At 62.2% G+C, this 19,864-nt stretch carries 18 protein-coding genes; all 18 read right to left on the bottom strand.

Going from position 1 to position 19,864, the window contains the following annotated elements:
* Positions 1 to 299: 299 nt before the first annotated feature.
* The 18 genes from fleQ to H620_RS0125110 all read right to left on the bottom strand — a co-directional run bounded on the left by fleQ (position 300) and on the right by H620_RS0125110 (position 19,861).
* On the bottom strand, positions 300 to 1,775 hold the full coding sequence (gene fleQ, locus H620_RS0125195) for a transcriptional regulator FleQ (protein ID WP_027908238.1): 1,476 nt from the start codon (positions 1,773 to 1,775) through the stop codon (positions 300 to 302).
* A gap of 166 nt (positions 1,776 to 1,941) precedes the next feature.
* Positions 1,942 to 2,238 carry a flagellar protein FliT gene (gene fliT, locus H620_RS0125190; protein WP_023381534.1) on the bottom strand — a complete coding sequence of 99 codons (297 nt, stop codon included), beginning with the start codon at positions 2,236 to 2,238 and terminating at the stop codon, positions 1,942 to 1,944.
* 13 nt (positions 2,239 to 2,251) lie between these two features.
* Positions 2,252 to 2,647: a flagellar export chaperone FliS gene (fliS, locus tag H620_RS0125185; RefSeq protein ID WP_027908237.1), complete on the bottom strand. Its 396-nt coding sequence runs from the start codon at positions 2,645 to 2,647 to the stop codon at positions 2,252 to 2,254.
* 200 nt (positions 2,648 to 2,847) lie between these two features.
* The gene (fliD, locus tag H620_RS0125180) at positions 2,848 to 4,263 is read right to left on the bottom strand and encodes a flagellar filament capping protein FliD (protein WP_023381536.1); all 1,416 of its coding nucleotides are present in this window, start codon (positions 4,261 to 4,263) and stop codon (positions 2,848 to 2,850) included.
* Positions 4,264 to 4,346: 83 nt separating this feature from the next.
* Positions 4,347 to 4,700 (bottom strand): flagellar protein FlaG, encoded by a 354-nt coding sequence (locus tag H620_RS0125175; protein WP_023381537.1) that lies wholly within the window; start codon positions 4,698 to 4,700, stop codon positions 4,347 to 4,349.
* A gap of 70 nt (positions 4,701 to 4,770) precedes the next feature.
* Positions 4,771 to 5,625: a flagellin domain-containing protein gene (locus H620_RS0125170; RefSeq protein WP_023381538.1), complete on the bottom strand. Its 855-nt coding sequence runs from the start codon at positions 5,623 to 5,625 to the stop codon at positions 4,771 to 4,773.
* Between the two features lie 218 nt (positions 5,626 to 5,843).
* A complete protein-coding gene (locus tag H620_RS0125165) occupies positions 5,844 to 6,092 on the bottom strand; it encodes a hypothetical protein (RefSeq protein WP_023381539.1) in 249 nt (82 codons plus the stop codon).
* The gene (locus H620_RS0125160; RefSeq protein ID WP_023381540.1) at positions 6,089 to 7,381 is read right to left on the bottom strand and encodes a motility associated factor glycosyltransferase family protein; all 1,293 of its coding nucleotides are present in this window, start codon (positions 7,379 to 7,381) and stop codon (positions 6,089 to 6,091) included. The genes H620_RS0125165 and H620_RS0125160 overlap by 4 nt, the downstream gene beginning before the upstream one ends.
* Positions 7,382 to 7,434: 53 nt before the next feature.
* Positions 7,435 to 8,379, bottom strand: a complete 945-nt coding sequence (locus H620_RS0125155; protein WP_023381541.1) for a ketoacyl-ACP synthase III — start codon at positions 8,377 to 8,379, stop codon at positions 7,435 to 7,437.
* 278 nt (positions 8,380 to 8,657) lie between these two features.
* The gene (gene pseI, locus H620_RS0125150) at positions 8,658 to 9,710 is read right to left on the bottom strand and encodes a pseudaminic acid synthase (RefSeq protein WP_023381542.1); all 1,053 of its coding nucleotides are present in this window, start codon (positions 9,708 to 9,710) and stop codon (positions 8,658 to 8,660) included.
* Between the two features lie 3 nt (positions 9,711 to 9,713).
* Entirely contained in the window at positions 9,714 to 11,189 is a 1,476-nt protein-coding gene (pseG, locus tag H620_RS0125145) for a UDP-2,4-diacetamido-2,4,6-trideoxy-beta-L-altropyranose hydrolase (RefSeq protein WP_027908236.1), read from the bottom strand.
* Positions 11,186 to 11,911: a pseudaminic acid cytidylyltransferase gene (gene pseF / locus H620_RS0125140; RefSeq protein WP_023381544.1), complete on the bottom strand. Its 726-nt coding sequence runs from the start codon at positions 11,909 to 11,911 to the stop codon at positions 11,186 to 11,188. Before pseF ends, pseG begins: the two co-directional genes overlap by 4 nt.
* Positions 11,904 to 13,085, bottom strand: a complete 1,182-nt coding sequence (gene pseC / locus H620_RS0125135) for a UDP-4-amino-4,6-dideoxy-N-acetyl-beta-L-altrosamine transaminase (protein WP_027908235.1) — start codon at positions 13,083 to 13,085, stop codon at positions 11,904 to 11,906. Before pseC ends, pseF begins: the two co-directional genes overlap by 8 nt.
* Entirely contained in the window at positions 13,082 to 14,083 is a 1,002-nt protein-coding gene (pseB, locus tag H620_RS0125130; RefSeq protein ID WP_023381546.1) for a UDP-N-acetylglucosamine 4,6-dehydratase (inverting), read from the bottom strand. The genes pseC and pseB overlap by 4 nt, the downstream gene beginning before the upstream one ends.
* A 146-nt stretch (positions 14,084 to 14,229) precedes the next feature.
* Positions 14,230 to 17,133, bottom strand: a complete 2,904-nt coding sequence (locus H620_RS0125125) for a TIGR00180 family glycosyltransferase (RefSeq protein WP_027908234.1) — start codon at positions 17,131 to 17,133, stop codon at positions 14,230 to 14,232.
* A gap of 54 nt (positions 17,134 to 17,187) precedes the next feature.
* Positions 17,188 to 17,922: a cephalosporin hydroxylase family protein gene (locus H620_RS0125120; RefSeq protein ID WP_023381548.1), complete on the bottom strand. Its 735-nt coding sequence runs from the start codon at positions 17,920 to 17,922 to the stop codon at positions 17,188 to 17,190.
* Between the two features lie 6 nt (positions 17,923 to 17,928).
* On the bottom strand, positions 17,929 to 19,014 hold the full coding sequence (locus H620_RS0125115) for a class I SAM-dependent methyltransferase (RefSeq protein WP_027908233.1): 1,086 nt from the start codon (positions 19,012 to 19,014) through the stop codon (positions 17,929 to 17,931).
* On the bottom strand, positions 19,004 to 19,861 hold the full coding sequence (locus H620_RS0125110; RefSeq protein WP_027908232.1) for an NAD-dependent epimerase/dehydratase family protein: 858 nt from the start codon (positions 19,859 to 19,861) through the stop codon (positions 19,004 to 19,006). The genes H620_RS0125115 and H620_RS0125110 overlap by 11 nt, the downstream gene beginning before the upstream one ends.
* Positions 19,862 to 19,864: the final 3 nt, after the last annotated feature.

Below are 19,864 nucleotides of genomic sequence, written 5' to 3'. Positions count from 1 at the left end.
GGTGTAGCAATAGCCGTGCCGGAGATGGGGGTTTGTGCAGTGTACGCCCTTGGGATTTGCGGTGCGGCGCATCACGAGCAAGACACGCACGTTGTTTCAGGCCAACTATGTCTGCGCGATAGCGAGCCCCACGAACAAGGCGGTCGCGCGCGCCTGTCACTGACGTTACTGGCCCGAAACAGACGTAGGAGCGAGCCTTGCTCGCGATGCGCCGCGCGGGCGGCGCTCGATGTTCGCCACACCGCACAGCGCAAGGCTTACGCAAGGCTTACGCCAGCCTTACGCAAGCCTTACCCCAATCAATCCTCAGCCTGATCCTCGCCCCCCTGGCGACTCATGCCGTACTTGCGCATCTTCTCCACCAAGGTGGTCCGACGAATACGCAAACGTTCAGCCGCTCGCGCAACGATACCGTTGGCATCGTCCAATGCCTGCTGGATAAGCCCTTGTTCGAGGCTACCCAGGTAGTCCTTCAGATCCAGCCCTTCAGGCGGCAACATGGCATGGTTGGCGAAGTTCGGCGTATGGCCATTGATGGCGACGCGCTCTTCGAGGTCGCCGCGCAAGCTGTCGACCAACTGCTCGTCTTCATCGTCGACGTAACGGAACTTCTTCGGCAACTCCGAGACGCCAATCACCCCGTACGGATGCATGATCGCCATGCGCTCGACCAAGTTGGCCAGTTCGCGGACGTTACCCGGCCAGCCGTGACGGCACAGCGACATGATCGAGGCCGAGTTGAAGCGGATCGAGCCACGCTTTTCGTGCTCCATGCGCGAAATCAGCTCGTTCATCAGCAGCGGGATGTCTTCCACACGCTCACGCAGCGGCGCCATTTCGATGGGGAATACATTGAGTCGGTAGTACAGGTCCTCGCGGAAGGTCCCGTCCTCGATCATGGTCTCGAGGTTCTTGTGGGTTGCCGCGATGATGCGTACATCGATGCTCTGGGTCTTGTTGCTGCCAACGCGTTCGAAGGTACGTTCCTGCAGCACGCGCAGCAGCTTGACCTGCATCGGCAACGGCATGTCACCGATTTCGTCGAGGAACAACGTACCACCATTGGCGAGCTCGAAGCGCCCGGCGCGGCTGGTGATGGCCCCAGTGAAGGCGCCCTTCTCGTGGCCGAATAGCTCGCTTTCGAGCAGCTCGGCTGGGATCGCGCCGCAGTTGACCGGCACGAAAGGCGCTTCGCGACGCTTGGAGTGGTAGTGCAGGTTGCGCGCCACCACTTCCTTGCCGGTGCCGGACTCACCCAGGATCAGCACGCTGGCATCGGTGTCAGCCACCTGCTGCATCATCTGCCGCACATGCTGGATCGCCCGGCTGGTACCCACCAGGCTGCGGAACAGGTTCGGCTCACGCTGCCGACCACGCTCGCGCGCCTGGTCGTACATCTCGCGATAGACCTGGGCACGGTGCAGGGAATCGAGCAACTGACTGTAGCTTGGCGGCATTTCCAGGTTGGACAGGACTCGACGGCGCAGGTCTTCCGGGAACTCCGCGGAAGAAATTTCACCTAAAAGCAAAACAGGAAGGAACTCATCCCAACCTGCCACGGTCTTAAGGAGCCCGAGCACTCCACCAGGAGCTTTTACAGTACCGATCAGCACGCACAGTACTTCGCGACTCGACGACAATGGCTCGACCACCCGCTGCCAGTCCTGGCTGGAACATGGGAGGTTTTCTTCGCCGAGGAAGTTCAGAACCACCGCCAGATCGCGGCGGCGCTCGCTGTCGTCATCGATCAGGAGAATTTTGGTTTCACGCCACATGCAATAGCAACTTCCCTAGTCATATCGGCGCCCTTAGGCGTGCTCGAGATCATTCCGACTGAATGGTCAGTGTTCGGACGTCTGAAATTCGAAAACAGCCACTAGTAAAGTCAAAAAACAGCACGTAGTCAAATTAATGGCGCACGGCTTTTTTGCACATCTGTGGTCAACTGAACAGATGGTATACCTTGGCGGCACTTTTCGCCTGACGGATTTGCGTCATCTCGTCGACTATTGATTGACGCTCGCCACTTGCAACCTCGATTAGCTGCTGATAAACGCCCAGCAGACTTTCCAGGCTCGAACGTACCGCTGCCTCATTGCTGAGCGCCTCGGCCAGCACATCCTCGACACAAATACGGCACTCAAGGTCGAGCTCGCTGACCACATTCCAGTCACGGCTGGCCAAAGCTGCCTGCAATGCATCGCGGGTTCGCTCGATACGTTCGATCACCTCGCTCATACAACCTCCCGGCTCAGGGTGCCGTCGACTGATCGCCGATCGCGTCCCAGCCTTCCTTGACCGTGGTCAGCAAGTCCCTGACCTCGTCGAGGATTGCCGGATCATTATGGATATTGGCCTCGCTCAGACGGCGAGTCATGTACAGGTACAGGTTGTCGAGGCGATTGAGGTCGTCGGTCATGTTGTCCCGATCCAGGCCTTCACGCAGCCCGCCAATGATGCCGATAGCCTTGCCGATCGCGATGCCTTTGCCGGCGATGTCCTTGCGCTGCATCGCACCACTGGCCTGAGCGATACGGTCCAGGCCGCCTTCCATCAGCATCTGCACCAGACGATGCGGGCTCGCCTCGGAGGTCTGCGCCTGGGCGCCGATCTTTTGATATTGCCGAAGGGCTAACATTGGATTCATGGGGTACCTCGTCACCACGGGGTTGCTGTATGACCGGGCTATCGGCGCGGCGTCAAAAAACTTTAGGGAGAATACAAAAAGCCCAACGAAGCGTCACGCTTCGTCGGGCTTTTGGCGTCGGCTCTACCACACCCCATCGCCTCATCAACCGGACAACTCGAAGGAAGATGCCAGGTCCTTGCCATGAAGTGCCGGGTGCGTCAGGAATTCTTCTGCTGGGCCGACATCGCTTCGAAAATCGAAAGCACGCTGTCGCGCTGGGCGTTGAGCTGACCCACCAAGGTGTCCATGGTGTTGTACTTCTTGGTCAGCGAGGCCTCGAGATCCTTGATGCGAGCGTCGAGGGAACTCTGCTCCAGGCTCAAGCTCTTCTTGGCCGCCTCGAGCGACTTGTTGCGCTCGTCCAGCACACCACCGGAGGCCGAGAACGGCTCCATCGCCTTGGTCATGCGGTCGAGCAGACCACCATCACCATTGAACAGGTTCTGCACCTCGCCACCGAGCTTCTGATCATTGATCGCCTTGGTGAACTTGGTGCTATCGAACTCGAGTAGGCCGGTACCCTGAACGGTGTTGATCCCCAACTGCGAGAGAACGGTCAGCTGGCCCGAGCCACCCGTACCCGGCACCACCAGCTCGTTGCGCAGGGCCGACTGCATACTGCGAATCGCCGAATCGCCCGCCAGCGCCGGAGAGGTCCAGGTACCGTCCGACCCTTTGACCGACACACTCACGGTATTGATGGTGGTGACCAAGGCGTTATAGGCGTCGACGAACGACTGCACAGACTTCTTCAGGCCATCGGTGTTCGCGGCCACGGTGATGGTCACCGGAGAAAGCGCGTCAGTCTTGGACACCAGTTCGAACGTCATGCCACTGATCGCATTGTCGACCTTGTTCGACTTGCTGGTGAGGCTCATGCCATCGATAGTGAACTGGGCATCCACTGCCAGGTTACCGATGCGGCCAGCACCACCCGCGTCGGTCATCTGCGTAGCGGGGTCGATGGTCAGCTCGGCAATGCCCGAGGTGGAAATATCCGAGCCTGCACCCATGGTGTCGGAGCTCAACACCAGACGCGAACCGGTTCCGTCATTGACGATGTTGGCAGTGAAGCCTTTCGACGTCGCCTGGGCATTGATCGCGTCACGCGCCTGCTGCAGCGTGGCGTTGGCAGGAATGGTGACATCGACATTAGTGCCGTTCTGGGTGATGGTCAGCGTACCGCCGCTGGCAGACACCACCGAGCTGCTATCGGTAAAGCGCTGACTGGCCACGCGCGATGCCGTTGCCAACTGATTGACCTGGATCGAATAGCTACCATTGACCGCCGAACTGCCAGCGGTGGCCTTGACGTACTTGTCATTGGAGGTCGATGCCACGGAACCAAGGAACGCCGGGTTGGCACTGTCGTTGAGCTTTTCCAGCGCCGTCTTGTAGGCAGTCAGCGCGCTCTTGAGGCTGCCGACCGCCGAAATGGATGCCGTGTTCGCCGTGGTTCGACGATCGAGCTGACTCTGCTTGGGGGTTTTCTCAGCATCAACCAGGGCCTTCACAATGGACGCGGTATCGAGACCGGAACCCAGTCCCAAACTCGGTAGAATTGGACTTGCCATTACATCCTCCTTCTCTGGTTAACGCCGAAAAGCTGAGCTGCCTCGTCAGTATCGGTGCAAAAATTCAAATGACCTGCCAGCCTTCAGGCTTTCTCATCGAAGAGCAGACTGTTGACGTCGTGCAAGCTCCGAGCCAGTTCCAGTGCAGTTTCCGATGGGATCTGACGAATCACCTCGCCACTGTCGCGGGCGACAACCTTGACGACCCACGTACCGGTGGAATCATCCACCGAAAATTCCAGGTTGCGCTGCAACGACTGGACAAAATCCTGTATTTCCTTCACAGCCGAATGCAACTCGGCCTCGCTCTTGGGAGCGTCTTCTTGCGATGTCTTGCGAACCTGCCCGTAGGCTTTCTCGGCCGCATCATCCTTGTGGGTATTGCCGGCCAGCGGCGACACCGGATACGACGGGCTCGACTTGACGCTTATGTCCATCGCACTTCACCTCTAAAAGTAAAAAGCGAGAGAGTGCCCAGGCACTCCCTCGCCAAACTTCATCGCGCTATTACTGAAGCAGTTTCAGTACGGCGGACGGCAGCTGGTTGGCCTGAGCCAGAACTGCGGTCGAAGCTTGCTGCAGGGTTTGCTGCTTGGTCAGCTGAGCGGTTTCTGCGGCGAAGTCGGTGTCCTGAACACGGCCCATGGCGGCAGCCGAGTTCTCGTTCATGCTTTGCAGGTTGTTGATGGTGGACTGGAAGCGGTTCTGGATAGCACCCAGGTCCGACTTCTTGTTGTCAACGGTTTGCAGAGCGGCGTCGATCGCGGTGATGGCGGCGTCAACCGAGGTGTGAACAGCGGAGTCGGAAGTACCCGAGATCGCCAGGGTGCCGGTGCCGACAGCCAGGGTCGATGCAGCGAACGAGGAGGTCATCGAAACGCTCAGGATCTGGCTGGTACCAGTCATTGCGCCGACCTGGAACTCCATGGTGCCAGCGGTGCCGTTCAGCAGTTGCTTGCTGGTACCGAAGGTGGTGGAGGTGGCGATACGAGTGATCTCGTCGGACTTGGCAGCGAACTCTTTGTTCAGAGCAGCGCGTTCAGTGGTGCCGTTGGAGTCGTTACGTGCCTGCAGAGCCAGCTCACGCATACGCTGCAGGATGTTGGTGATTTCCGACAGCGCGCCTTCAGCGGTCTGAGTGATCGAGTTACCGTCGTTGGCGTTCTTGATGGCAACGGTGGTACCGGTAACCATGGTCTGCAGCTTGTTGGCGATCTGCTGACCAGCGGCGTCGTCCTTGGCGCTGTTGATACGCAGGCCGGAAGACAGACGGGTCATCGAGGTGCTCAGAGCGTCGGAAGCTTTGTTCAGGTTCTTCTGCACGCCCAGCGAAGTGGTGTTGGTGTTTACGGTTAATGCCATGACGAATTCCTCGTTGGATGGATACTACGGCTTCCGGCCCTGGCATCCGCCGGGTGTGGCCTAGAGAACCTTCGTAATGGTTATCGTCGGGTTTGCAAGTTGCTTTAGCGGTTTTCCAAAAAAAAATGCCATCACCGCGCCACCCCTTGCAAATCGGGCCCTTCAGCCCCGCACTCCGGCATCCCGCTCACCAGCCCCCCTGTGAACTACGTCACATTTCAGCGCGAGGCGCCCTGCTCGATCAGGTGCACCAGCTCGTATTCGAGGTAATCAGCCAGCGCCAACCAGTCCTGGCGCTGCTGCGCATCGAGCATGGCCTGCAGAACCACCGCCCCCGCCCCAGCGTCGACCTGCGCCAGCACTGCATCGAACAACTCAACCATGCGCACCGCCCCCTCCACATCCCGCCCGAGACGCAACAACGCGGCACACTCACGGGCCGCCCCCACCTGATTGGCAGCAGTCATGGACAGAACTCCGGATCGAAGGTGGTGCCGGCGATGTGCGCGCCGGCCCGGCTGGTATTGTGGAACCGAACCTGAGGATGGCGCGCGATGAATCGCTCCAGCTCGATCAGGTAGCCACGGAAGTTCAGCTGGGTGCGTACCCGCTGACCATGGCCATCGAGCACCCAATGCTGCGCAGCCGCAAGAGACGGACCGAGCACGCCGTCGTCCCAGCCGGTATGGGTGCGGTTACCCGGGAAGGCGAAATCGGCGCCGAACAAAGTAATGCACGCCGCCCCCATTTTCACCGCCAGGTCCGTTGCCGGGTGAATCACGCTGCCGCCGACGAACAACTCGGCGCGCGGTATCTCTTGTCGCACCTGGGCATACAGCGCGCTGGCGGAATAGCCGGCGTAGCGCGGCCCGCGCCAGTTGCCCAGCAACTCGACGTCCAGCATCGGCATGTACACCAGTGCGGTTGTCGCCGAGTCGTCCGGCGGCAAGTGGTGCAAGCGGATCTTGTGATCGACACTGACCACGATGTCAGGCTGGATGCCGGCCCGCAGCAGCGGCAGGTAGGCAGTGTCGACACAGATGAACAGTGGCCGCTCAGCCTGGGCACGCACCCGCGCCAGGGCTGGCAGGTGCCCAGCCAGGGACGGCCCAGTGGCGATCACATAGCAGTCTCGTCCGGCCTGGGTGCCGAACAGGTCGGCCACATCAGGGTCCTGACGCAGCAACGGCAAACTGTCTTCGAGCAGCTTCTGCAAGCGCGGGTCAGCCGCATCGAAGGCGCGATTGTTGTCCGCCAGGTGCGCCTCACTGATCAGCCGGTCGCGAATCTTCGCGTTGAAGTCATCGGCCAGCACACGCTCGGATGGCAAAGCGAAGAATGGCAGGGCAATTTCCGCACTGTCACCGGCGTAAGCCAGTTCGACCCGAGGGTCTGCCAGCCAGTCGGACTGATCGAGCAGTTGCAGCACCAGCTTGAACAAGGCGCCATTGAGCAGGTACACCTGCAGCCGGACCAGCTCCGGCCGCTCCAGCAGCACGCGCTGCAGGTCACCCAGACCGGTACCGTAGAGATGGAGGATGGCACTGTCGACCGGCAAGCTCGCCGCCTGCAGACGTGCTTCGGCGAGCCGGTCGTGCCGACTGGTGAGCTGAACGCCGGACACGCTCAAGGTCGAGCCCAGGCCCTCCACCAGTTCGACTTCGAGCGCGCCGTCCGCCTCGCCTTGCAAGCGCTCGAACAGCGCTGGCCAGCGGGCCTGCAGCACTTCAGCATTACGCTGGAAAAACTCGCTCATGGGTTGAGCTTCCCTTACCTGCGAAACGCCGAAGAGTAACCTACTGGCAGCGCTTATTCAGCCTTGTAGAGAATCGCCGAACCCCACGACAGGCCGACGCCGAAGCCGCTGATGGCAACGCGCTTCCAGGTGCTGTCGAACATGTGCTTCTGCAACAGCAGCGGAACGCTCGAGGACACGGTGTTGCCGGTCTCGAGCATGTCCTTGATGAACTTGTCGGCTTGGGACTTCTCGGGATCTTCCTCGAAGCGTCGCGCCACGGCATCGACGATCGCAGCGCTGCCCTGGTGAATGCAGAAAGCGTCGATGTCGCTGTTCTCCAGACCTGACTCGCCCAGCAGTTCATGCAGGTGCGCCGGCACCTTGATCAAAGCGAAGTTGAAGACCTGACGACCATTCATGTAGAACTCGCCATCGGTGACCTTCAGGTGCGGCGCGCCGCCACCGTCGGTGCCGAACTTCGCCTTGCCCAGCTGCCAGGTGGCGCTCTCGCCCATCCAGGTAGCGGTGGCGGCATCGCCGAACAGCATGGTGGTGTTGCGATCTTCCGGGTTGACGATCTTCGAGTACGGGTCGGCGGTCACCAACAGGCCGTTCTTCAGGCCTGCGGCCTCCATGAAGCCTTTGAGCGCATAGATGCCATAGACGTAGCCCGAGCAGCCCAGGGAGATGTCGAAGGCCGCGACATGGGTCGGCAAGCCGAGCTTGTGCTGGACGATGGCCGCCGTGTGGGGCAGGCCTTCCTCGTCACCGTTCTGGGTGACGACGATCAGCGCGTCGATCGACTCGCGCTTGAGTTGCGGATTGGCGGCGAACAGGTTGTTGACCGCTTCGACGCACAGATCGGAGGTTTCCTGTTCATCGTCCTTGCGGGGCAGGAAGCTCGCGCCGATCTTGCCGAACATGAACGCTTCGTCCTTGCCGAATTTAGCGCCTTGTACATAGTTGTCCAGGCCGGCAGCGGGCACATAGCTCGCGATGCTTTTAATGCCGATCATCATGGCTTCCCAATAAATAACAGCTCAATACCACCGTCCGCATGACTCGAACGGCGCCTGAAAACGGGATCCACCACCCGGTGGACTGGGCGGCAGGCGGGGCAGGCGTGCAACAAATGCAGGCCTGGCCCATTAACGGTTACAGAGAGAGATGCCCGCTCTGACCGATAGGTCACGAATATTTCAAGACAATCGCATATTTTGCCAGGACTCGTCACCTCGACGATGAGGTGAGGCGCGTCCGGTGCAAGGCAAACCAGTCGCAGTGAGGGCGGACCTCAGTCGAGCAGCGACCAGTCCAGCGCGGTGCCCCGCTTGAGGGGTTGCCGGGCCTTGCGCCCGAGCACCGCATCGAGATGGCCAGGCGCCAGCCCGAGACCCGGACGGATGGCCCGGACATTGCTGCGATCGAACACCTCGCCAGCGGCCATGTCGCGCACCACGTACAGCGAACGCCGGAATCGCCGCGAAGCTTCCTCGGCCGCTGTCGCGCCATAGTGCACCCGCCCAAGCGACTGCCAGGCACGTTCGGTTTCCAGCACCAGCGCCGCCATTTCCCGAGGCTCCAGGGAAAACGCCGCGTCCACACCGCCGTCGGCACGGTCGAGGGTAAAGTGCTTCTCCACCACCGTAGCCCCCAGCGCCACCGCCGCCACCGCCACGCCGACGCCCATGGAGTGGTCCGACAAACCAACCTGGCAGCCGAACAGCTCGCGCATGTGTGGGATGGTCAGCACGTTGCTGTTCTGCGGGCTAGCCGGATAGGTACTGGTGCATTTGAGCAATACCAGGTCACGGCAGCCCGCCTCTCGCGCCACCTGCACGGTGCGCTCGAGCTCCGCCAGGCTGGCCATGCCTGTGGAGATGATCATCGGTTTGCCGGTGGCCGCCACCTTGCGGATCAGCGGCAGGTCAGTGTTCTCGAAGCTGGCGATCTTGTAGGCCGGCACCTCGAGGCCTTCCAGAAAATCCACCGAGGTTTCGTCGAACGGCGTGGAGAAGACCAGCAATCCCAGTTCACGAGCGCGCTCGAAGATCGGCCGGTGCCACTCCCAGGGGGTATGGGCCTTTTCGTACAGCGCATAGAGCGAAGAGCCATCCCACAGGCTGTTCGGGTCGGCGATGAAGAACTCGCCATGGGCCAGGTCCAGGGTCATGGTGTCGGCAGTGTAGGTCTGCAGTTTCAGCGCATGGGCACCCGCCGCCGCCGCCGCCTCGACGATCTCCAGCGCGCGCGCCAGCGACTGATTGTGATTGCCGCTCATTTCCGCGATCACCAGCGGCGGCTGGTCCAGACCGACACAACGGTGCCCGATAGTGAAACTGTTCATGGCTTACTCCTGGAAAACCCGCTCGAACGCGCAGGGAGACTGCACGTAGCCAGCATCGATGAATAATTGCAATGACGCCTGATTGTCGGGCAACACCTGAGCGTCTATCGCCTTCAAGTCTGGCCACCGTTCACGCACGAAAGCCTCGCCACGGGCGAGCAGCGCCCTGCCCCAGCCCAGGCCGAAACGCCCTGCGAACAGGTACAGCGATACCCGTGCGCGTCGCCCCGGCAAGCGGTCGTAGCGCACACTTCCCACTGGCCCGTCGGCTGCCTCTGCGATCAACAGCAGGCGTTGCGGATCGGCCAGCGTCGCGGCCAGCCAGGCCTGATGACCTGGCCAGTCCAATGCCTGTCCCTGCTGCGAACGGCGCCGCACCTCGGGGGCGTTGCGCCCGTCGAACAACACCCGAGCATCTTCGATCCGGCCCTGACGCAACACCAGCCCCTCACCCAGCAAGGCCACAGCCATTCGCTGCGCCCCCCGCCCATCGACCAATGCGCGACTGCGTTCAGCGAAGCTCTGGCGCAGGGCCTGATTATCCAGCAGTAAGCCAATCGCTTGACGCAGCGCCGGCACATCGACGTGCGCGGCGTCGCCCAGATACAAGTGCATGCCCGCCCGAGCCATCGCCTGTGCATTGGCTCGCTGATTGTCCGCCACGCTCACGCACAGGCTCGGCAAGCCCAACGCGGCGCGCTCCCAGGTCGTACCACCACCGGCGCCGATGAATACGTCCGACGCGGCCATCCGCGCCGGCAGATCGTCGACGTAGGCGTGCAGCTCCCAACCGGGGCGCATGCTGCACAGCTGGGCAAGCATCCCGCGCTGCGGGTGCCCGAGCCCGGCGATACACGTCACTTGCACGTCTTCGATGCAGGACAGCGCCTGCAAGGTCTTGGGCAGCATACCCGCCACATCGAATCCGCCGAAGCTGACCAACACTCGCCGGGCCTGGGGCGCGATCGTAATCGCCGGCTGCTGCAAGGCTGGCCGTACCAGTGCGTACCGTGGCCCCAGCAAACGTCGGCAGGTCGGTGTCAACAAGGGAGCGTAAAGCGCCTCGCTAGCGTTGAAATTCTGATCCAGCAGCAGGTCGGCCACGTGGGCGCGGTCGGCCAGGTCGTCGATCACCGCGACGCGCTGGGCCACTACCCGGGCAGCCTGCTCCCAGCGCGCATCCAGGGCATAGTGGTCGACAACCACCCAATCGAATCCAGCGCGCTCCGGCAACACCTCGCGCAGCGCGGCGATATCCGCGGCCCAAGGCTCGACGCCAGGCTGTTGCGGAGGCTGCTCCCAGGCAAAGACCTCGAAGCCTTCCTGTTCAATGGCCTCCCGCCGATGACCGTCGAGCAGGCAGCAGGCAAAACTGACCTGCGCTCCCCGCTCACGCAGGGCGTTGGCCAAGGTCAGGCAACGTGCTATGTGACCGACACCCATCGTCGAGGAGGCGTCCGCCCTCACCAGCACCCTCATGGGGCCAGCTCCCCGCCGGCCTTCAGCGCCGCATAGAGGTATTGCGCGCGCAGCCAGTCATCCTCGGTATCGATGTCTTGAACCAGATGCCGCGGAATGATCACCGGCAAGCTGCGCTCGGAATACAGCACCTCGTGCCGCAACCAGGCATCCACACGCCCCCAGTAGAACTGTCCGGCATCCTGGTAAGCCGGCGTCAGGTCCTGCGATCGGGTTTCACGGAACTGCGGGTACAACGGCACCAGCGCCCCCTGATCGTCCAGGGTCAGCGCCCGTTGGACGGGAAAGCCGAAATTGCATACTGAAAAGGCGAAGGAGCGCTCGGGGTGCTGCCGCAGCAATGCCAGCCCCTCTTGCAGGTAGCGCTGCTGCACGAAAGGTGCGGTGGCGTAGATGCAACACGCATGGGTCAGGACGTGCCCCTGGCTTGCCAGGGTCTGTAGGGCATGGCTGACCACGGCATGGGTAGTCGCATGGTCGTCGGCCAGGGAAGCCGGCCGCCGAAACGGCACCTGTGCGCCAAATTCCCGTGCCACCGCTTCGATTTCCGGATCGTCGGTACTGACCACTACTTGTTCGAACAGGCCACTGGACAGTGCTGCCCGGATCGAGTGGGCAATGATCGGCAACCCGGCGAAGGTCTTGAGGTTCTTGCGCGGGATCCGCTTGCTGCCACCGCGAGCGGGAATGATCGCGACATTACCTTGCGGACGCTCAGTCATACGCATTGGCCCTGGACGCGTCAAGCAGCCTGTACAGGCTGTCGACCACATGGTCCTGCTGAGCGTCGGTCAGGTCCGGGTACATCGGCAGGCTAAGGGCCTCCGCGTAATAGCGTTCGGCCTGCGGGAAGTCCCCCAGGCTGAAACCCAAATCGCGGTAATACGGCTGCAAGTGAATGGGGATGTAATGCAGGTTGACCCCAACCCCCGCGGCCCGCATGCCCTCGAACACCGCTCGATGCGAACACTGCAGACGATCACTCTTCAGACGAATCACGAACAGGTGCCAGGCGGACTCGGCTTCCGCCTGGGGCGCCTGGACAGTCACCGGCAAGTGCGCCAGCAGACGCTGATAGCGAGACGCCAGCTCGCGGCGACGGGCAAGGAACGCATCGAGTCGCGTCAGCTGGGAAAGCCCCAGAGCGGCTTGTAGGTCGGTAATGCGGTAATTGAACCCCAGCTCCAGTTGCTGGTAGTACCAACTGCCGTGGCTCTCCTCGGTCATCTGGCTGGCGTCACGGGTGATCCCATGGCTGCGCAGCAAGCGCAAGCGCTGGCCCAGGTCGGCTCGATTGGTAAGGACCATGCCGCCTTCGGCCGTGGTGATGATCTTCACCGGGTGAAAACTGAACACCGTCATGTCGGCAAATTCGCCGCAGCCAACCGGCGCCCCCGCATAGCGCGCACCGATTGCATGGGCCGCATCCTCGATCAGGGTGAAACCATACTGCCGGGCCAGCGCCGCGATCGCACGCATGTCGGCGCTTTGCCCGGCGAACGCCACCGCGACCACGACCTTGGGCAAGCGCCGTTCCCGGGCAGCCTGCTCGAGCTTGACCGCCAGTGCTCCGGCATCGATCGTCCAGGTGTACGGGTCGATGTCGACGAAGTCGACGCTGGCCCCGCAATAGCGACCACAGTTCGCCGACGCGACGAAACTGATGGGGCTGGTCCACAAATAGTCACCGTCTCCCAGACCTGCGGCGAGACAGGCCAGGTGCAAGCCGGCGGTGGCGTTGCACACCGCCACCGCGTAGCCCGCAGCACAGCGCTGCGCGATAGCCTGCTCGAAGCGCTCGATCAGCGGGCCTTGGGTCAGCCAGTCGGACTGCAGCACCTCGACGACCGCGGCAACGTCCGCCTGGTCGATGTTCTGCCGGCCATAGGGAATCATGCTGGCAACCCGGCATGCAGGTCGGTCAGTTGCTCCACGGTCAGGAAAGCGGGGTTGGTGTCGGAGCGATACTCGAAGTCTTCGGCAACCCAGCGACCGGTTTCACCGACGCGGTCGACAGCGAAATCGACATCCATATGGTTGAAGCGAATCGACGGCACGATGGTGAAATGATCGCCAAATTCGAGGGTCATCCGCGCATCGTCCAAGGGGATCATCAATTCGTGCAGCTTCTCGCCCGGACGGATGCCAACCACATTCTGCGGCAGGTGCCCGGCCATGCCGCTGGCCAGGTCGACGATGCGAATGGAGGGAATCTTGGGCACGAACACTTCGCCGCCGTGCATGCGGGCAAAGCTGTCGAGCACGAATTGCACGCCATGGTCCAGGGTGATCCAGAAACGCGTCATGCGAGGGTCGGTGATCGGCAGCTCGCGGGCGCCCTCCTCGATCAAACGCTTGAAGAACGGCACCACCGAGCCCCGCGAGCCGGCGACGTTGCCGTAGCGAACCACCGCGAAACGGGTGTCCTGCTGCCCAGCGAAATTGTTGGCGGCCACGAACAGTTTGTCCGACAGCAGCTTGGTCGCGCCATACAGGTTGATAGGGCTAGCGGCCTTGTCGGTGGACAGCGCGACGACTTTCTGAACACCGTTCTCGATCGCGGCGGCGATGATGTTCTCGGCACCATTGACGTTGGTACGGATGCACTCGGTGGGGTTGTACTCGGCAGCAGGTACATGCTTGAGCGCCGCGGCATGAACGACATAGTCGATGCCGCGCATGGCCTGACGCACACGCTCGGCATCGCGCACATCGCCCAGGAAGTAACGCATGCACGGCGCATTGAAGCGCTGCTGCATCTCGTACTGCTTCAGTTCGTCCCGGGAGAACACCACGACGCGTCGCGGCCGGTAACGCTCAAGCAGCCGTTCGATGAAGCGACGCCCGAACGAACCGGTTCCCCCGGAAATGAAAATGGACTTGTCGTCGAACATACCTGGATCCTAGGTTGGGCGCCCTCGTCTGACGAGGTCACCCGGTTGCAGTGTCAGGCCAGGCGCACAGCGTACATATTTCTGACTCGCGCCCCCTATGATCCAGCCCGAAGCAAGATGCAGGCCAGCCCCATGGGGGCGCGAGATCAGCCGACCAAGCCAGCCCAGTCCAGCGCCGCCTTATCCAGGGCAAGGTCCGTGCCTTGGATACCACCCTGCCATTGCGCCGACCATTTGGCGCGCAAGGCCGCCAGTGCCACCTCATCCTCTACAAGCGTGCCTGGGTGGATCACCTGGACCTGCGGTGTCCACACCGTCAGCAGGCCGGCTGCGGCGGCTTTCAGACACAGGTCGACATCACCGTGAGCGTGGGCGAAGACCGCCTCGTCCAGGCCTTCCAGGGCGCGGAAGACTTCGCTACGAATCATCAGGCAGCTCGCCGAGACTGCCGGACAGTTCTGCTCGACCGACAGCCGGTTCAGGTAGCCACCGGCCTCTGCGGACTCGCCGGCGAAGGCTGGCACAACCCTACCTTCAGCCTCCAGCCGCAGGCCGGCCTGGCTGAGCTTGCCAGAAGCATCGAGCAATTTGCCGCCGACCACGCCCACTTCCGGACGCTGCGCCTGGTTCAGCAGGGCCTCGATCCAGTTGGCGTTTACCACCTCGGCATCGGCCGCCAGCAGCACCAGGTACTCGCCCTTGGCCTCGGCACAGGCCGCATTGCACAGGGCGGCGGGGCTCAGGCGCTCGGCACTTTGCAGCACGCGCACCTTGCCACCGCCTTGCTGAAGCTGCGCCAGCCAATCCAGCAACCCTGGCGATTGGCTGGCGTTGTCGGCGATCAGCACTTCGTAACGCAGGTACCGGGTACGCTGCAGGATGCTTTCCAGGCAACGCTGGAGCTCGGCAAAGTTGTCCTGGCTCTGCAGCACGATGCTCACCAGCGGTCGCTCGATGTGACGGTAATCGATACGCAGGGTACCCACGCTCGGAGTGCTGACCTGGGCCTTGTAGCCACGGGTCGCCAGATGCCGGACCAGAGTCTGGCGCGCATGTTCGTTGTCGCTGGCATTCGGCACCGGGGTGATCAGCAGTGGCTCGTCGAGGTGGGCCAGGCCATTGAGGCCGCCCTGCTCGATCAAGCGCAACAGCAGGTCGAACTCCAGGGCGTCTCGGTACTGGTTGTCAAAGCCACCGGCTTCCACCAACGCTTCGCGGCGCAGCAACCAGTGACGCGCCATCAGCGCAGGATTTGTCTGCAGCAGGTCAAGGTTGACCCCAGGGCGCCGCAGTTCACGCCAGGCTCCATTGGCCTGTTGCTGGATCTCGTCCACCGCGACAGCACGGCAATCCGGCGCGTTGAATAGTTCGAGGCTCGCGCGCAAGAGGCCAGTGGCGGTGAAACGATCACCAGCCTCGGCCAGCAGCAGCCATTCGCAGGCGGTCTGTCGGGCGATCTGGTTGATCCGCTCGACATAGTCTTCACGGCTGACCTTGATGAAATGCAGGGTGTTGTGCAGCGAGGTGACCATCGGTGGTTCGCCGGTGGTGAACACCATGATCCGGAATGCGTTGCTCAAGCCCCCCAGCAAGCTGTCGAAGGTTTCCTGCAGCCTGGACATATCGTTTTCCAGGTCCAGCAGCAGAATGCCGAACTGCGGCCCGCCCTGGTGCAGCGCCAAATGCTCGTTGATTGCGCTCAGCGCCGCTGCGTCGGGCTTGCGCGCCTCCAGCCAATCGAGCAGGCGCCCCGAGCGCATGTTGCCAAGCAACTCTCGCCCTGACTGCTCCGACACCTGCAAAAGACGCATCAGCCAGGCCGCGAACAGCTCCGCCTCTTCGACCTCACCGGACGCTCGCAGCTGCTCGACCAGTCTCTGAATGACCTTGCGGTTAAATCCGTTGCACTCCAGCGCCTGCCACAAGCGCCCCTTGAGGGTGGCCTGGGTATCGCCGTCCTGCACTTGGAGCAGATATTCCTGACGCAACAACAAGCCCTCGAGCTGCTCCAATTGCAGACGCCCGGCAGGCATGGCGTGAACCAGGAATTCCAGCTCGGTCAGGCGATCGAAGAACGCCTGGTTGTAGAAAGGCATCTCCACATACTGCGATGGCAGGAAGCTACGCACTGGCGGCTTCAGCGGATCGGCCCAGCTGGAGGTCCACACCTTTTCCAAAGTCAGCGCCCGGCGCTGGAACAGGCTCTGGGCCATGGCCGCGAAGCTGTCCAGGGCATGCTGGCGCAACGCCTCGCGGCTCAGTCCTTCAATGGCCGTCGGCAGACCGGCGAGGAAGTCGGCGAATGCTTCACGCCCAGCCACCGACTTGGCGTCGGTGAAACTGAGCACGTGGATCACTTCGGTCTTGTGCTCGGAGCTGCCGTAGTTGGCCTCGCGCACGGCATAGGGGACCGGCAGGATCCGCGCCTTGGCGTTAGCCAGCAAGAAGTACACATGACCGATCTCCTGCCATTCGAAGCTGGTGCCCTCGGGCAGCAGTTCGAACCAGCGGCGCAGCAGCTCGGTGCGGGTAACGGCAAAGAACGGCGGAATGAACTCGTCCATGTAGTCCATCACCCGCTGTTCCGCACGCGGGTGGCCGTAGTCCTCGCTGACCTTCTTGTCCCGGCGGAAGTAATTGATGCGGGTGGCCTCTGCCAGGTACATCATGCTGTAGCCATGGCACATCCCGTAGTCCGGGTTGGCGTCGAGAAAATCCAGCGATTGGTTCAGGCCGTCCTGTAGCAGGAAGTCGTCGTCGGCGGCGAAGGCCATGTAAGGCGTGCGTACCAGGCTCACGCCATGGGTCAGCTTGGCCTGGAAGCCCAGGTACGAGTACTGCGGCAGGTGCAGGTACTCGACACCCGGGAACTGTGCAGCGATAGCCGCGGCAGACTCGGTAGAGGAATCGAGCACGAGGATCGAGCACGGATAGCTGCTGTAGTACTGCAACGTGCGGTGCAGGAATACCGGACGGTTGTGGGTCATCAGCACCAGTGTGAATCGCTCGCGCAGCGTGGCTGCCTGGTCTGCTGCGAAATTGCCTTGCATAGTCTTCACCACCATTGGCGTTGCCGCCGAAGAAATCGAACCCTGTTGAATGTCTCAGCGAACCCGGCGCAGGTAGCCGTCCGGCGCCACGGTCACCAACAGCTTGTTCTGCAGCTGATAGTCGATCTCGAAGCTGTCGTTGCCCTTGAGGTATTCCCAGACCGCGGTCTTGGGGTTATCACCGTGGCCCCATGGGCGATCGGGGAAGAAATCGGCCGGCATGTCCTCGACCACGGTGTCCATCACCACGCAGTAGCTGCCCACGGCCACCAGTGGCGCGTACAGCTCAAGCTCCTTGAGCACGTGTTCGTGGGTGTGGTTGGAGTCGAGCACCAGGATCACCTTCTTGCCTTCGGCAATGGCCTTGACCTGCTCGGCGATGGCAGCATCGATGCTGGACCCTTCGATCATGCGCACGCGCTTGCTCATCGGGTGCGCCTCGATAGCCTCGCGGTTGTGCGGGCGGATATCGATGTCGATGCCCAGCACCTCACCGTGGCCCTGCAGTTCCAGCAGCGAGGCGTAGTAGAGAATCGAACCACCGTGGGCGATACCGCATTCGATGATCAGGTCAGGCTTCACCTGCCAGACAATCTCCTGCATCGCCATCATGTCCTGGGGCAACTGGATGATGGGCCGGCCCATCCACGAAAAGTGGTAGCTGTACTTGTGCGCGGCAGACTTGTTAAAGAAGTCGCGGGACAGCTGCTGCAGCTCCTTGTCTTCACCCTGGGCGGCAATTTGCGCGTTGCATTCGGCTTCGAAGGCTTGGATAGGCGTGTCGGTCATTGTGCTTCACTCGGTTGGCAGGTCAGTGAAATCGGCGCTGTCGACGGCGTGATAGACGAAACGATCGTCGGTCATGCGGCGGATTTCTTCGAGGTAGTTGGAATTCATCACGAACAGCTGCGCGCCCTGCGGCAGGGCCGCGAGCGCCTCCTGCGGCGAGGACACCCGCGCCCCGCTCAGGGGCAGATAGCGGCCTTGCTTGGCCGGGTTGATGTCGATCACCCAGTCCACCGGCGCGCCGGCGCGCTGCAGGAACAGCGAATAGATCACGCCCTTGGACGAGGCGCCCCAGATCGCCGAGCCACGCTGGCCATCGCGCTGCACGATGTGCACGGCGCGCTCCAGGCTGGCGCTGAAGTCGGCAGGCAGCGTCAGCCTGGGCACCGGTTCAAGATCGGTACGCAGGCTGGCAAGGTCGGCCACGATGTACAGGTACTGGCCGTCGAACAGGTGGCCGGCTTCGGCGACGGTACCGAACAGACGGCGCAGATCGCTTAGGCGGAAATAGTTGACGTGCTCGTAGAACAGGTCGAACCAGGCCTTGTGCTCGATGATCCAGTCTAGGCACGGCACTTCGATGTAGATCTGTCCCGCCCCGCCATTGGCCTCGGCAATCGCCACGAGGAAGGACACTGGGTCTTCGATGTGTTCGAGCACATGGCGCAGCACGATGGCGTCGGCCGAGCGGTTCAGCTCACGGGTGAACGGGGCCTTGACCACGTCCGGGTTGTCGCCTTCGTAGGCTGGGTCAATGCCGGTGACGGCATAGCCGCGTTCGCGCAGCAACTCCAGGAACCAGCCCTTGCCGCAACCGACTTCGATCAGGCTCTGGCCCTTGAAGTAGCGGGCGATGACGCCTTCCACGTCGTCCAGGTGGCGCTGGAAACGCGCCGAGTGAGCCTGCTCGTTCTGGTAGTCACTGTCGTAGCTGAGCCGGTCTGCCTCGAAGGCGTCGTTATAGACCAAACCCGTACGGCTGTCCTGCACGAGGCGCATGTCGGCACTGGCCGAGGCGCGTGCCGACTCGGCATCGGCGAAGGTGCGGTTCTGCAGCACCGGCAGGCCAGTGGCGCGGTACAACTCATGCTTCATCACAAGCTCCCAGCTGGGCCCGCAACCGACGGGCATCGCCCCAGAACGCCATCGGTTCGTGGGCCGGATAAGGGTAGTGCCCCAGGTTCAGCGCCATGCGTGCACCACGGCGGGCGATATGGGTCTCGACCAGCGTGCGAACCGATATCGGCTGACCACTACAGCAATTGACCACACCGCTGAAATCACCCTGGCCAAGCAACTCGGCCATGTAGCCGACGGCGGTCTCGATGGGCAGGAAATCGCGCAACTGCTCACCGCCCGACATATCGAAGCGCGCCAGCCCGTCATCGATGGCCCGGTCCAGCGCCGCCAGCAGGCTGCTGGGGTTCTGCCCTTCGCCGAACAGGTAGAACAGCCGAACCCACTGCAAAGCGAAGGGCTGCTGCCGGGCCAGGCTTTCCAGGAACAGGCGCAGGCTGTGCTTGGCCAGCCCGTAGGGGTTGGCCGGCTGGCACGGCAGCGACTCATGCAGCGCACCGTTTTGCAGGCCGTATTCAAAACAGGTACCCGTGACCTGGACCCGGGCAACCCCGCGCTGAACCACGCGCTGGATAAAGCCATAGTCAGCCATCAGGTTGTGCTCGAAGTGAAACAACCCCTGGTAATTAGGCAACCCAGGCCAAGCCAGGTGCACCAATGCGTCGACACCGTCGCACAGCGCGTCGATCGGCAGTTGCGGGTCATGGATATCGGCGCTGACGAACTCGACTTGGTCGAACCACGCCATCGTCCGGGCGATTTCCGGTCTGCGCGCGACGGCGCGCACCTGATGCCCGCGAGCCAGAAGTGCACTGACCAGATGCCGGCCAACGAAACCGGTGGCCCCTGTGACAAGCACGTTCAAGGC

Origin of the sequence: Pseudomonas taiwanensis DSM 21245 (assembly GCF_000425785.1) — a bacterium.
In the GTDB taxonomy this organism is placed as follows: Bacteria; Pseudomonadota; Gammaproteobacteria; order Pseudomonadales; family Pseudomonadaceae; genus Aquipseudomonas; species Aquipseudomonas taiwanensis.
Note: the sequence above shows the minus strand (reverse complement) of the source record. Positions and strands in the feature narration are given on the sequence as shown.